Origin of the sequence: Ruminococcus sp. MCC718, assembly GCF_018783905.1 — a bacterium.
In the GTDB taxonomy this organism is placed as follows: domain Bacteria; phylum Bacillota; class Clostridia; order Lachnospirales; family Lachnospiraceae; genus Hominisplanchenecus; species Hominisplanchenecus faecis.
Window position 1 is genome coordinate 26,218 of sequence record NZ_WQNP01000180.1, and the last position, 14,624, is coordinate 40,841.

The 14,624-nt window shown below is 45.6% G+C and carries 12 protein-coding genes and 1 tRNA gene; 2 read left to right on the top strand and 11 right to left on the bottom strand.

Annotated features, from left to right (window positions below; all coding sequences use genetic code 11):
* The first annotated feature begins 74 nt into the window (after positions 1-74).
* Positions 75-1,409, top strand: a complete 1,335-nt coding sequence (gdhA, locus tag GPK60_RS14845) for an NADP-specific glutamate dehydrogenase (protein ID WP_022118706.1) — start codon at positions 75-77, stop codon at positions 1,407-1,409.
* 211 nt (positions 1,410-1,620) lie between these two features.
* On the opposite strand, the gene GPK60_RS14850 is transcribed toward gdhA, so the two are convergent.
* The 4 genes from GPK60_RS14850 to GPK60_RS14865 all read right to left on the bottom strand — a co-directional run bounded on the left by GPK60_RS14850 (position 1,621) and on the right by GPK60_RS14865 (position 3,647).
* On the bottom strand, positions 1,621-2,001 hold the full coding sequence (locus GPK60_RS14850) for a 4Fe-4S binding protein (RefSeq protein ID WP_022118707.1): 381 nt from the start codon (positions 1,999-2,001) through the stop codon (positions 1,621-1,623).
* Positions 2,002-2,328: 327 nt separating this feature from the next.
* Entirely contained in the window at positions 2,329-3,021 is a 693-nt protein-coding gene (locus GPK60_RS14855) for an LrgB family protein (RefSeq protein WP_215660954.1), read from the bottom strand.
* A gap of 26 nt (positions 3,022-3,047) precedes the next feature.
* The gene (locus GPK60_RS14860) at positions 3,048-3,428 is read right to left on the bottom strand and encodes a CidA/LrgA family protein (RefSeq protein ID WP_173865795.1); all 381 of its coding nucleotides are present in this window, start codon (positions 3,426-3,428) and stop codon (positions 3,048-3,050) included.
* A gap of 146 nt (positions 3,429-3,574) precedes the next feature.
* Positions 3,575-3,647: transfer RNA gene (locus GPK60_RS14865), tRNA-Gly, on the bottom strand.
* Positions 3,648-4,191: 544 nt separating this feature from the next.
* On the opposite strand from GPK60_RS14865, the gene GPK60_RS14870 reads away from it, so the two are divergent.
* A complete protein-coding gene (locus tag GPK60_RS14870) occupies positions 4,192-5,550 on the top strand; it encodes a citrate/2-methylcitrate synthase (RefSeq protein WP_022118710.1) in 1,359 nt (452 codons plus the stop codon).
* Positions 5,551-5,635: 85 nt separating this feature from the next.
* On the opposite strand, the gene GPK60_RS14875 is transcribed toward GPK60_RS14870, so the two are convergent.
* The 7 genes from GPK60_RS14875 to GPK60_RS14905 all read right to left on the bottom strand — a co-directional run bounded on the left by GPK60_RS14875 (position 5,636) and on the right by GPK60_RS14905 (position 14,619).
* Entirely contained in the window at positions 5,636-5,839 is a 204-nt protein-coding gene (locus GPK60_RS14875) for a PTS ascorbate transporter subunit IIC (RefSeq protein ID WP_215660956.1), read from the bottom strand.
* A gap of 1 nt (position 5,840) precedes the next feature.
* A complete protein-coding gene (locus GPK60_RS14880; protein ID WP_173865812.1) occupies positions 5,841-6,857 on the bottom strand; it encodes an SPFH domain-containing protein in 1,017 nt (338 codons plus the stop codon).
* Positions 6,858-7,488: 631 nt separating this feature from the next.
* A complete protein-coding gene (gene leuD, locus GPK60_RS14885) occupies positions 7,489-7,977 on the bottom strand; it encodes a 3-isopropylmalate dehydratase small subunit (RefSeq protein ID WP_173865793.1) in 489 nt (162 codons plus the stop codon).
* A gap of 13 nt (positions 7,978-7,990) precedes the next feature.
* The gene (gene leuC / locus GPK60_RS14890) at positions 7,991-9,259 is read right to left on the bottom strand and encodes a 3-isopropylmalate dehydratase large subunit (RefSeq protein ID WP_022119191.1); all 1,269 of its coding nucleotides are present in this window, start codon (positions 9,257-9,259) and stop codon (positions 7,991-7,993) included.
* A 269-nt stretch (positions 9,260-9,528) separates the two neighbouring features.
* Positions 9,529-10,917, bottom strand: a complete 1,389-nt coding sequence (gene gltA, locus GPK60_RS14895) for an NADPH-dependent glutamate synthase (protein WP_173865792.1) — start codon at positions 10,915-10,917, stop codon at positions 9,529-9,531.
* Positions 10,917-11,807, bottom strand: coding sequence for a sulfide/dihydroorotate dehydrogenase-like FAD/NAD-binding protein (locus GPK60_RS14900; protein ID WP_022119193.1), 891 nt, complete (start codon positions 11,805-11,807; stop codon positions 10,917-10,919). The genes gltA and GPK60_RS14900 overlap by 1 nt, the downstream gene beginning before the upstream one ends.
* A 121-nt stretch (positions 11,808-11,928) precedes the next feature.
* Positions 11,929-14,619, bottom strand: coding sequence for a DNA translocase FtsK (locus tag GPK60_RS14905; RefSeq protein ID WP_215660958.1), 2,691 nt, complete (start codon positions 14,617-14,619; stop codon positions 11,929-11,931).
* Positions 14,620-14,624: the final 5 nt, after the last annotated feature.

Consider the following 14,624-nt stretch of genomic DNA (forward strand, 5'->3'; position numbering starts at 1 on the left):
AAAAACGTAACTGTTTTTTGCATAGCTCTGAATGGTTACAGAAATCAATGTATGAAGATAAGGAGGACACAATCATGTCATACGTAGATGAGGTTATTGCCAAAGTTGTAGAGCAGAATCCATCTGAACCTGAATTTCATCAGGCAGTAAAAGAGGTTCTGGAGTCTCTGAGAGTCGTTATCGAGGCAAATGAAGAAAAATACAGAAAGGATGCTCTTCTGGAAAGAATGGTAAATCCGGAAAGACAGTTCAAATTCCGTGTACCATGGGTTGACGATAAAGGTCAGGTTCAGGTAAATACCGGTTACCGTGTACAGTTCAACAGTGCGATCGGACCTTACAAGGGCGGTATCCGTCTGCATCCGTCTGTAAACATTGGTATCATCAAATTCCTTGGTTTTGAACAGGTTTTCAAAAACTCTCTGACTGGTCTGCCGATCGGTGGCGGCAAAGGTGGTTCTGACTTCGATCCTAAGGGCAAATCAGACCGCGAAGTTATGGCATTCTGCCAGAGCTTTATGACAGAGCTGTGCAAATACATCGGTGCTGATACAGATGTACCGGCAGGTGATATCGGAACAGGTGCAAGAGAGATCGGCTATATGTTCGGTCAGTACAAGAGAATCCGTGGCCTGTATGAAGGTGTTCTGACAGGTAAAGGCTTAAGCTACGGTGGATCCCTTGCAAGAACAGAAGCTACCGGTTATGGTCTGCTCTACCTGACACAGGAACTGCTGAAACTGAACGGTATCGAACTGGCTGGCAAGACTGTTTGTGTATCCGGTGCCGGCAACGTTGCTATCTATGCGATCGAAAAAGCTCAGCAGCTGGGTGCAAAAGTGGTTACTGCAAGTGATTCTACCGGCTGGGTATACGATCCGGACGGAATCGATGTAGCAGCACTTAAAGAGATCAAAGAAGTAAAACGTGCAAGACTGACCGAATACAAAAACTACAGACCAAACGCTGAATACCATGAAGGACGCGGCGTATGGAGCGTAAAATGTGATGTTGCTCTTCCATGTGCAACTCAGAATGAACTGCTGATCGACGATGCAAAACAGCTGGCAGCAAACGGATGCCTGGCTGTATGCGAAGGTGCTAATATGCCTACTACTATGGATGCAACAGAATATCTGCAGAAAAACGGCGTAATCTTTGCTCCTGGTAAAGCTGCAAACGCCGGCGGTGTTGCTACATCTGCTCTGGAAATGACCCAGAACAGCGAACGTCTGAGCTGGACATTTGAAGAAGTAGACGCAAAACTGCAGGGTATCATGGTTAATATCTGCCACAACATGGTTGATGCTGCTGAACGTTACGGCATGAAAGGCAACTATGTAGCCGGTGCAAACATCGCAGGCTTCGAAAAAGTTGTAGATGCTATGAACGCTCAGGGTATTGTTTAATCTAAAGATAACAAAATATCTATCAGTCAAAAACAGATCTTGCCGGTCACTATCGACAAGGTCTGTTTTTTATGATACATCAGATGTATACAGAAGAATGTCAAAGGCATTCTTGAATTAAAGACAGCGGCACAATAAAAAAAGCCATCGCAGACATTTCACATGTTCAGCAATGACTTTTTTATTTTTATGTATTATTTTTGATTGCTCTTTACTCTTCTACTACTTCCAGTACATCCATCGGACAGGCTTTTGCACAGATACCGCATGCGATACATTTGGATGCCGGATTGCCCTCTGTCTTGACGATCAGTCCAAACGGACAGGCTTTTGCACAGGCTCCGCAACCGGTACATTTCTTTTTGTTGATCATGTAAACGCCTTTTGCATTCTGAGTGATCGCACCTTCCGGACAGGCTTCTGCACATTTGCCACACTGTGGACAGGCCATCGGGCGTACACTCTTCTTCTCTACGATCTGGATACAGGACTTGTCCGGATGAAACTCCTTATAAAAAGCCTCAGAACATGCTTCTACGCATGCAAGACAAGCCATACAGGTACTTCCTTTTTTTACTTTCAGTTTTTTCATGTTAATCCTCCGCATTTATGTTTTTCTTTTTATTCTACCATTTTCAACAAAATTTCTCAATAGAGATTTTATATTTTGATGTGGGTGTCAAAACTCCCCAACTATGATGCCTACGGATTGTTCCGTGCGTTGCACTCCCACAATCCTCTCCAGTATTCGCATATCGTGGGATTATCATCCCACTTTTATGTCTACGCTCCGCTTCGGTCGGAGCAAAACGAACATCCACTGGATGTTCTGCTCCATATCGGGGCGGGTCCCAAGGTCTTTCATCCACCTATGAGCAAGCTCATGTGGATTTAGACCTTTGACCCTGGCATCATATTTTCAGTAAAATCCAGCAAATACAGAGGCTCCGATCACAGTCAGAAGACCTGCTACCGCGATCGCCAGGCTGCTCATCGCACCTTCCACTTCGCCCATTTCCAGTGCTTTGGCCGTCCCGATCGCATGGGAGGATGTGCCAAGTGCCAGTCCTTTTGCGATCGGCTCATAAATACGAAACAGCTTGCAGACTGCCTCTCCGATCACATTTCCGATCACGCCGGTAACAATGATCACAGCCACCGTGATGGTCACCAAACCGCCCAGTTCTTCGGAAACGCCCATTCCGATTGCTGTTGTGATAGACTTTGGAAGCAGCGTAACATAGACATCATGCTCAAGTCCGAACAAAAATGCCAGAAGCAGGACGCTTCCAAGACTTGCCAGCACACCTGCGAGGATGCCGCAGGCAACGGCTGCCAGATTTTTCTTTAAAAGTGTCATCTGCTGATAAAGCGGCACCGCCAGACATACCGTCGCCGGAGTCAGAAGATAACCTAAATATTGGGCAGAATTTTCATAACTTTCATAATCCACCCCGCACAACATCACCACGCCGATCACAAAAATGATTGAGATCAGCAGCGGATTTAAAAATGCATACTTGAACTTTTTCTTCAGCATAATGCCAGCTCCATATCCGATCAGACTGACCGTCACGCCAAAATATGCCGAGTTACACAATATCTCTTTCATGTCTTTACCCTCCTGAGATCACCCTATTAATCCTGCTTCTCCATCTTCTGTGCTGCCATGTTTTCTTTCAGATGCATTACTGCCTGTGCCGTTCTTCCGGTCACAACCATAACAAAGACGGTCGTGATACAAGTGATCACAAGAACCGGTACCAGAATTACCTTTAAATCACTCCAGGTCACGATCAGACCAACGGCGGCCGGGATAAACATCGGCGGCATGATCTCGATCAGAAAGTCCGCTGCGATCTTGACCTGCTCCAGTTTGATCACTTTTGTCATCAGACCCGCCAGCATCAGAAGCAGACCATAGATACTTGCCGGGATCGGCAACGGAATCAGACAGTGCAGAAATTCTCCGAGAAAGGTTACAAACATGATAATCCCAAACTGATACAATAGTTTCACTTTTATTACCTCCTGTGCCATCTGGCAAACTTTTTTGATTTCCCCCGTAAAACATTTTTGCCTGCCCCAGACAGCTATTTCCGTCTCAAGGCAAAAAGGGTCGATTGAATACACTATATATCCAATCGACCCACCCCAAAGTATTAAGCGCGAGACGGGACTCGAACCCGCGGCCTCGACCTTGGCAAGGTCGCGCTCCACCAACTGAGCCACTCGCGCATTTTTTATTTCTGCCTGTCTCTCAGGCACGTTTTATATGATACAACAGGTTTCTGAATTTGTCAACTGTTTTTTTTTGCTTTTTTGCCATATTTTTTTTATTTTCCTGCTATACTTTTTTTATACATCCCATAGCCATTGTTTATTGTTTTTTTATTAGCAAAATTCACTATTTTATGGTAAAATAGTAAGTATATTTTGGTGATGCCAAGGCGAAAAGAATTACTTTTCCTGTAACAAAGCGATTCATTGGCATCATTTCGAATACTATATAGAGATGCCAGGGTCAAAAGCCTGAAACCACGATGTGCTTGCACAAGAGTGGTTTTATGGCTTAATGACCCGCCCCGATATGAGCATAAAAGTGGAGCGTAAGCTTTACGATATGCGAATATTGGGGTGCTATGTGCCAGTGGCACATGTTTAGCACCGACCGAAGCGGAGCGTAGAAAGAATTGTGGGAGTACGAAGTACGGAACAATTCGTATGGCATCTTTTGACCCCAACATCATATAAAAGAAATATTGAAACGGAGGAACTGCCAATGAATATTTATTCAGAAATTACACCTGAAATATTGTCTCTGACAAAACTTGCAGAAAGTACCAGCAAGATTGACCCTGCCCTTTACACCAAATATGATGTAAAACGCGGACTGCGTGATATCAATGGTAAGGGTGTGCTGGCAGGTCTTACTGATATCGGCAATGTCCATGCTTATGATATGGTAGACGGAAAACAGGTTCCATGCGAAGGAAAGCTTTACTACCGCGGATATAATATCGAAGATCTTGTAAACGGTTTTATCAGAGATCAACGTTTTGGCTTTGAAGAAGTTACTTACCTGCTTCTGTTCGGAAAGCTCCCATCAAAAGAGGACCTGAAAGAATTTTCCGATATGCTGGCAGCATATCGTTCTCTTCCTACCAGCTTTGTCAGAGATATTATTTTGAAAGCACCGAGCCAGGACATGATGAATACGCTTGCCCGCAGTGTTCTGACACTCTATACTTACGATGACCGTGCAGACGACATCTCACTTCCGAATGTACTGCGTCAGTGCTTGCAGCTGATTGCACTGTTTCCGATGCTTTCCGTATATGGCTATCAGGCATACAGCCATTATCACGATGGAAAGAGTCTTTATATCCATATGCCTGATCCATCACTTTCCACTGCGGAAAATCTGCTCCATATTCTCCGTCCGGACAGTAAATACACCAACCTCGAGGCCCGCATCCTTGACATTGCACTGGTGCTGCATATGGAACACGGCGGTGGTAACAACTCTACGTTCACCACTCATGTGGTATCTTCTTCTGGTACAGACACCTACTCTACTATAGCATCTTCCCTTGGCTCTTTAAAAGGTCCGAAACACGGCGGTGCCAACATCAAAGTTGTCCGTATGTTTGAAGATATGAAGAAAACCGTCAAAGACTGGAACAACGAAAAAGAAGTTGGTGATTATCTGCGTGCCCTGCTGAACAAAGACGCTTTCGATCACGCCGGTCTGATCTATGGTATGGGACATGCTGTTTACTCTCTTTCTGATCCGCGTGCCAATATTTTCAAGGGTTTCGTAGAGAAACTTTCCAAAGAAAAAGGCAGAGAAGAAGAGTTCCAGCTTTATTCTATGGTGGAACGCCTTGCACCACAGATCATTGCCGAAGAACGCAAGATCTACAAAGGTGTCAGTGCCAACGTGGACTTCTACAGCGGATTTGTATACAGTATGCTGGATCTGCCTACGCAGCTCTTCACACCGATCTTTGCGATCGCCCGTGTGGTTGGCTGGAGTGCCCACCGCCTCGAAGAGCTTGCCAATAGCGGAAAAATTATTCGTCCTGCATACAAAGGCATTTCTGAGATTAAAGATTATGTTCCGATTGAAAAACGTTAAGATTACAAAAACATTTTTAAATACAAAGCGACACAAAAGTGCCGGAAGAACCCTTCATTCTTCCGACACTTTTTCTTTTTACATCTCAGATGTCTAATTCCGGCGGTTCATCCATTGTTTCGGATACATACTTGCCGTTTTTTTTACGTTGCCTTACACATTCTGTGAGCAGATATTCAATCTGCCCGTTTACGGAGCGAAAATCATCTTCTGCCCAGGCTGCGATCTGATCATACAGTTTTGCCGAGAGCCTGAGCGGGATCTGTTTCTTCGGTCTGCCCTCTGCCATATCAGTACAGACTTCCTGAATTTACAACCGGCTGTGCATCGTGATTTCCACAGAGCACGACAAGAAGATTGGAGACCATGGCAGCTTTTCGCTCCTCATCTAATTCGACTACCTGATTCTCATTCAGACGCTCCAGTGCCATCTCAACCATACCGACTGCTCCGTCAACGATCATCTTTCTCGCATCAATGATCGCTGATGCCTGCTGTCTCTGAAGCATAACGGCTGCGATTTCCGGTGCATAGGCAAGATAGGTGATACGTGCCTCTATGATCTCCAGACCGGCTTCTGCTACTTTCTTCTGGATCTCATCGCGGATGCGTCCTGCAACAATTTCGCTGGAACCACGCAGGCTGCCTTCATCGGCAATGCCGTCACCGGTCGTATCGACATTCGGTGCCACATCGTAAGGATAAATACGCACGATATTTCGCAGGGCACTGTCACACTGCAGGGAAAGATATTCCTTGTAGTTGTCAACATGGAAAACAGCTTTTGCCGTATCGGTCACACGCCACATCACAGCGATCCCAATTTCCACCGGATTACCGAGGCAATCATTGATCTTCTGACGGTTATTGTTGAGTGTCATGATCTTCAGGGAAATCTTTTTGTTTGGAACCGATGCATTTGCAGAAGCATTTGCACCTGTTGCCGCAACCAGCACGGATTTCGCACTGTTTCCGCCATCCACATCCCCGCTCTGGTTCAGTTTGGTCTTTGCTGCCGGGTTCACACTGCTGCAGAATGGATTTACCCAGTAAAATCCTGCATCTTTCAAAGTGCCGACATACTTACCGAACAGAGTAAGCACCAGAGCTTCCTGCGGTTTCAGAACTTTAAGTCCCAGAAACGGGATCCAGCCGATGGAAATCCAGATGATCGCCAGTAGCATAAGCGGAATCAACTCGGTAATCGCACTGACAAGCATGATGCCTGCAGCTGCTGCATAAAAAATGATAAACAGCAACATCATTGCCATGCCATTTTTCCTGTTGTTCAAAACTTTTTCCTTGATATCCATAATCCTTTCCTCCTTTAATTATTTTTGTGATGCCAGGGTTAAAAGGTCAAAATGCCGTTCTTGCTTGCAAGATAAGACATTCGAACTTGGAACCCGCTAAACATGAGGAAGTAGCTATTTACGCAGTAAATCTGCGGATTCCGAATGTTTATAGAATTGCGGGAGTTATTTTATAACTGAGCAATTCGCAGGCATCATTTAGTTTTAAAACATCTTTTCGGTTTATTAAAATGATATCATTTTAATATCAGTTTGTCAATATTTTCTTATGGTAATGTTTAAAGTCAAACGCACGCAAGATCTGCACTCGATCTTGATCAGCCTGACTGACCATTGATCCGACAAAAAAATCGCCACCTGCTCTCAGGTGACGATTTCTTTTCAAAATACCAGAAGCATTAAGCCAAATGGTATTTCAGTCTCGCATATATTTGATTTGAACGCAGAGAAGCATTCCCCCGCTTCAAGTGTGCAGAGCACTAAGCGGTGGGTGAGGGGGATGCTTATGTCAGTGAGAATTGAAAGCTCACACTGACAGGTCGCGAAGCGACTGCGTTCATGAGCAAGTAGCGAAGCGGATTGCGAATATCCACTTGACTCAATTGAGCACTTTGCCTACAACGCTTTAGTTCTTTCCATTAATATAGGAAATAAGGCCTTCTGCTTTGATGATCTTCTGCATAAACTCCGGGAACGCCTGTCCTTTAAACTCGGTTCCTTTTGTGCGATTATAGATCATACCGCTGTCAAAATCTACTTCTACGTCATCGCCGTCCTCGATGCCTTTGGATGCTTCCGGACACTCGATGATCGGCAGTCCGATGTTGATCGCATTACGGTAGAAAATACGTGCAAAGGTCTCTGCGATGACACAGCTTACACCTGCTGCCTTGATGGCGATCGGTGCATGTTCTCTGGAAGATCCGCAGCCGAAATTTTTCTCAGCTACAATGATATCTCCCTTATGAACTTTGTTTACAAACTCTTTATCAATATCTTCCATGCAGTGTGTTGCCAGTTCTGCCGGATCGGAAGAATTCAGATATCTTGCCGGAATGATAACATCGGTATCTACATTGTCTCCATATTTAAATACTTTACCATGTGCTTTCATCTTATCTATCCTCCTATAATCCAAGCTCTGCCGGTGCGGAAATCTTTCCGGTCACTGCACTTGCTGCTGCAACTGCCGGGCTTGCCAGATATACTTCTGATTTTACATGTCCCATACGGCCCACGAAGTTACGGTTGGTAGTGGAGATACAACGCTCGCCCTCTGCCAGGATACCCATGTAGCCGCCAAGGCATGGTCCGCAGGTCGGTGTGCTGACAACTGCTCCTGCTTCGATGAAGATTTCCAGCAGTCCTTCTCTCATAGCCTGCAGATAAATCTGCTGTGTTGCCGGGATCACGATACAGCGGACACCTTTTTTCACTTTGCGTCCTTTTAAAATCTCTGCTGCACAACGCAGATCTTCGATACGTCCGTTTGTACAGGAACCGATCACAGACTGATCGATCACAACATCTTCTGTGATCTCATCGATGGTCCTGGTGTTTTCCGGAAGATGCGGGAATGCTACGGTTGATTTCAGAGTGCTGAGGTCAATGGTATATTCCTGTTCGTATACGGCATCTTCATCTGCTTCATAGACTTTATATGGACGTTTGGAATGTTCTTTCATATATGCAACGGTCAGGTCATCTACCGGGAAGATACCGTTCTTGCCACCGGCTTCGATCGCCATGTTTGCGATCGTGAAACGGTCATCCATGCTCAGGTATTTGATTCCTTCACCAACAAATTCCATGGATTTGTAAAGAGCTCCGTCCACACCGATCAGTCCGATGATGTGCAGGATCACATCTTTGCCGCTTACCCATTTTGCCGGTTTGCCGACCAGGTTAAATTTAATTGCAGACGGTACTTTAAACCATGCTTTTCCGGTTACCATACCGGCTGCCATGTCGGTACTTCCGACACCGGTGGAGAATGCTCCCAGTGCTCCGTATGTACAGGTATGAGAATCTGCACCAATGATCACATCTCCTGCCACAGTCAGTCCTTTTTCCGGAAGCAGTGCGTGTTCGATTCCCATCTCTCCTACGTCAAAATAATTGGTGATCTCATTTTTACAGGCAAATTCACGTACACATTTGCAGTGTTCTGCTGATTTGATATCTTTATTCGGAATAAAATGATCCATTACCAGTGCGATCTTATCCTTGTCAAATACTTCCTGTTTTTTAAACTTGTCCATCTCATGAATGGCAACCGGGGAAGTAATATCATTTCCCAGGACCAGATCCAGATCTGCCTCGATCAGCTGACCGGCTTCTACACTTGGTAATCCTGCATGAGCTGCAAGAATTTTCTGTGTCATCGTCATTCCCATGTCTTGTTTCCTCCTCATTCTCGTGTTTCATGCAGAAACTCTTTTCTTTCTGCATACTCTGGCATTGAAATACCGCCTTTTGCGGATTTTAAACCTGTTTTTTATCATAGCATAAATATTGGTAAATTACAACAAAACTGCCGTGTATTTTATGGGCAAAACTTTTATCTGTAAAAAAGATGCCACCCGTTATTACAGGTGACACCTCTCTTCTATACTTATCTCAAAACATCTGCAAATGCTCTGTCTAAAAAGACACCACAAACATCTTATTTATTGCTCAGGAATTCATGGATACCTTTTGCTGCTGCTTTACCTGCACCCATAGCCAGGATAACGGTAGCTGCTCCGGTAACGGCATCTCCACCTGCGTATACACCATCTTTTGATGTCTTTCCGGTTTCTTCGTCTGCAATAATACATTTTCTCTTATTGACATCCAGACCGATGGTCGTTGAAGAAATCAGCGGGTTCGGTGAAGTTCCAAGGGACATGATAACGGTATCTACATCCAGGACAAATTCAGATCCCGGGATCTCTACCGGTCTTCTTCTTCCGGAAGCATCCGGCTCGCCAAGCTCCATACGGATACATTTCATGCCGGCTACTGCATCGTTCTCATCTACCAGGATTTCCGTTGGGTTGGTCAGCAGATCAAAGATGATACCTTCTTCTTTTGCATGATGTACTTCTTCTGCTCGTGCAGGAAGTTCTGCTTCACTTCTTCTGTATACGATATGTACTTCTGCACCGAGACGAAGTGCGGTTCTTGCAGCATCCATTGCTACGTTTCCGCCGCCGACAACAGCTACTTTCTTGCCATGTACGATCGGTGTATCGTAATCTTCACGGAATGCTTTCATCAGGTTGTTTCTTGTCAGGTACTCGTTTGCAGAAAATACACCTTTTGCGGTTTCTCCAGGGATTCCCATGAACATCGGCAGACCTGCACCGGAACCGATGAAGACTGCTTCAAAACCTTCTTCATCCATCAGTTCATCAATGGTGATAGAACGTCCGATGATCACGTTTGTCTCGATCTTAACACCGAGTGCTTTTACGTTTTCTACTTCTTTTGCAACAACATCCAGTTTCGGAAGACGGAATTCTGGAATACCATATACCAGTACACCGCCTGCCTCATGCAGTGCTTCAAAGATGGTTACGTCATAACCTAATTTTGCCAGATCACCTGCACAGGTCAGACCGGATGGGCCGGACCCGATAACAGCTACTTTCTTGCCGTTCTTTTCTGCCGGAGCTGCCGGACGGATGCCGTTCTCTCTTGCCCAGTCAGCTACAAAACGCTCCAGTTTTCCGATGGAAATGGCTTCGCCTTTGATACCGCGGATACATTTTCCTTCACACTGGCTCTCCTGCGGACATACACGACCGCAGATTGCTGGAAGTGCACTGGACTCAGAAATGATCTGATATGCTTTTTCAAAGTTTCCTTCTTTTACTTCATGTACAAATGCCGGGATATTGATGGATACCGGACATCCCTGCATACATTTTGCATTTTTACAGTTGATGCAGCGGGAAGCTTCTTCCATTGCTTCGTCTGCATTATATCCAAGGCAAACCTCATCAAAGTTGGTTGCTCTTACTTTTGGTGCCTGTTCTCTTACAGGAACTTTCTTTAATACATCTGCCATTATTTGTCACCTCCGCAATTTCCACATCCGCCATGATGTGTGTCACCTTCACGCAGTTTCAGAAGTGCACGTCCCTCTTCTGTCTTGTAGAGAGTCTGTCTCTTCATTGCCACATCAAAATCAATCTTATGACCGTCAAATTCCGGACCGTCTACGCAGGCAAATTTCACTTCATCTCCTACCATAACACGACAGGCTCCGCACATACCGGTACCGTCCACCATGATCGGGTTCATGCTGACAATAGTCGGAATGTTCAGTTTCTTTGTTGTCAGGCAGCAGAATTTCATCATGATCATCGGACCAATCGCTACGCAGTGATCATATACTTTTCCTTCTTTTGTTACCAGGTCTTCGATCACTTTTGTTACCATTCCGCTTCTTCCGTAAGAACCGTCATCGGTTGTAACATAGAGATTGCCTGCCACTTCGGAAAGTTCCTTTTCCAGGATAACCAGATCTTTTGTCTTTGCACCGACAATAACATCCGCATCAATGCCGTGCTCATGCAGCCATTTCACCTGTGGATATACTGGTGCGGTACCTACACCACCAGCTACAAAAAGAATCTTTTTCTTTTTTACTTCTTCGAGCGGTTCTGTGCACAGGTCAGACGGCTGTCCCAGAGGACCTACGAAATCACGGAAAGTATCTCCTGCCTTCAGTGTAGTAAATTTCTCTGTGGACGCTCCGATCGGCTGGAATACAATAGTAACTGTACCGGCTTCTCTGTCATAGTCACAAATAGTCAGCGGAATACGCTCGCCGACTTCATCCATTTTTACGATGATAAACTGTCCAGGCAGACAATGCTTTGCAACACGCGGAGCCTCTACAACCATCTCGTAGATATTGCCTGCAAGTTTTCCTGCTTTTAAAATCTTGTACATATCATACCTCCATATTTTTCGTTTTATAAAAGCACACCTGACTGTGTTTTTTGTATACAGTCGCAAGGTTCTACAAAACACTACATTAAAGTATAAAACAATCCCTTAAAAATTTCAATACTTATTGCCCCTGCTCAAGATAATTTTCGAACTGTTCCATGCTCATCAGCACTTTCCTCGGTTTGGTTCCTTCTTCCGGGCCGACAACACCGGCATCCGAAAGCTGATCCATGATGCGTGCCGCCCGGTTAAACCCGATCTTGAACATTCGCTGGAGCATACCGATCGATGCTTTGTCTTTTTCAATGATAAATTTTCCGGCATCTGCAAAGTATTCATCTACATCGCTTCCGCTATTTTTCAGATCCTGGGCAGCCTGTGTCACCTGCGATAACTGCACCTGCATTTCTGCATTGTATGTTTCTGGGTTATTCTGCTGTGTTAAAAATTCTACGACCTGTTCCACTTCACTGTCTTTGACAAACGCTCCCTGAAGTCTTGCCGGTTTCTGATAATTCTGCGGATAGAACAACATATCTCCTTTTCCAAGCAGTTTTTCCGCCCCGTTCATATCCAGGATCGTCCTGGAATCCACACCGGAAGAAGCCTTGAACGCAATCCTTGACGGCATATTTGCCTTGATCAGACCAGTGATAACATTGACGGAAGGCCGCTGTGTTGCAAGGATCAGATGGATGCCGGCTGCTCTTGCAAGCTGTGCCAGACGGCAGACTGCATCTTCCACTTCTCCGGGAGCAACCATCATCAGATCGGCAAGTTCGTCCACGATGATCACGATCTGTGGCATTTTCTTCATTTCTTCTGTCCGCTGTTCTTCCGGGATCGATTCGATCTTCTGATTGTAGCCTTTCAAATCACGCACGCCCTGGGTGGCAAACTGCTGGTAACGTTTCGTCATCTCCGCTACTGCCCAGTTCAGAGCACCGGCTGCCTTTTTCGGATCGGTGACAACCGGGATAAACAGATGCGGGATCCCATTGTAAACACTCAGTTCCACGACTTTTGGATCGATCATGATCAGCTTGACATCTTCCGGCGAAGCTTTGTAGATCAGACTCATGATGATCGTATTGACGCATACAGACTTACCGGATCCTGTTGCACCGGCGATCAGAAGATGCGGCATTTTTGCAATATCCGCCACCACAATCTTTCCTGCCAAGTCCTTGCCAACTGCAATTGACAGCTTGGATTTGGCTTCCTGAAACTCCGATGACTCCAAAAGTTCTCTTAAATAAACTTCGCTGCTTTCCTTATTCGGGACTTCAATGCCGACCGCTGCTTTCCCCGGGATCGGTGCCTCGATCCGGATATCTTCTGCCGCAAGGTTCAGCTTGATATCATCTGCCAGATTGACGATACGGCTGACTTTGACTCCCTGCTCCGGTGTCAGTTCGTACCGGGTGACTGAAGGTCCGCAGCTGACATTGGTGACATGAGCCTCCACGCCAAAACTGTGCAGTGTATTCTGCAGCTTCTGGGCCGTCGTTTTCAGCACCTCACTGCTGTTTCCGTTTTTTCCGCGTCTTGGAAGACCGAGGATCTCCATCGGCGGGAAGGCATACTGTGGTTTCTGCACCTTTTCTGCCGCTTCAATCTCCTCGCTGACACTTTCCAGCTGGACTTTCTGCTCTTTTGCGGAAGATCTTGGATTTTTCCGGTTTTTCTCTTTTTCCGTTTCTGTCGAACCGCCGGATTCTTCTGCATGATCCGGCACTGGATGCGGTGACGGTTCCGTATCAGAATGGTCTTCTTCATCCAGTCCTTCAATGGAAAGCATATTCAGAAAATCAAAGGATTCTTCTGGCTCCTCTTCATATATTTCCTCTCTCCTGCCCGGTTCCTCTTCGATGATCGGCTGTGCCTCAATGATCTCTCTTGGAATTTCACTTTTCTCCGAAACCAGATTTTCACCTACCGTCTGATAAGTCACACCGGTCACTTTATGATCAAGACGTCGTTTCTTTTCTTCTTCAAAGGCCTCTTTTCTCCGCTCCAGAGCTTCCCTTTCATTCATCAGCTGCTGTTCCCGGTAAAGTGCCTGCTCTTCACGGTGTATCCTTGCCTGCTCCATTCTGCGTCTAGCATCTTCCTTTGCAGAACAGTAGACTTTTTTGCTGCTTTTTTGCATACCACGAAACAGAGAACGCTGCGTGATCAGAACTAGGGCAATCACAGCCAGAAGGATCACGATCACATAAGCTCCCGCAATGCCGACGGACGGACAGAACACTTTGCAGAAAATGCCTCCGATAATCCCGCCGCCTGTATGTTCCTCGATGCTGTACTTATAATAGTCCATCAGATTTCTGCTCTTATCGTATCCGTTGATCAGTTCGCAGAAAATGGACATGGCAAGCCACATCAGACAACATCCGCCCAGTTTGACCCACATAATGCTTTTTTCCTTGTTTACAACTGCAAAAGCCACTCCCAGAAAAAGGGCAAACGGAAACAGATACGCCATCAGTCCAAATGCTCCGAGACTGATATGGCTTACCGTATTGCCGATGAAACCGCCGACACCGAAATTTCCGATCAGGATCAGAACGGACAGAGCAAGCACCAGCCAGACCAGGATTTCCTCCCAGACAGAGAATCCTTCATTTCCTAGATTTTCGATTCTTTCCGGTTTCTGATAATCCGTTTTTCTTGATCTGCCGACCTTTCCCTTTTTCGGTACCGCAGTCTCTTTCTTCGGCATTGCTGTCGTTTTCCTGCTGTTGTTTCCCTTCTTTGGTGCAGAATTGCTTCTTCTTGTACTTTGCACCGTTTTTTTTCTTTCTGCCATAAAAT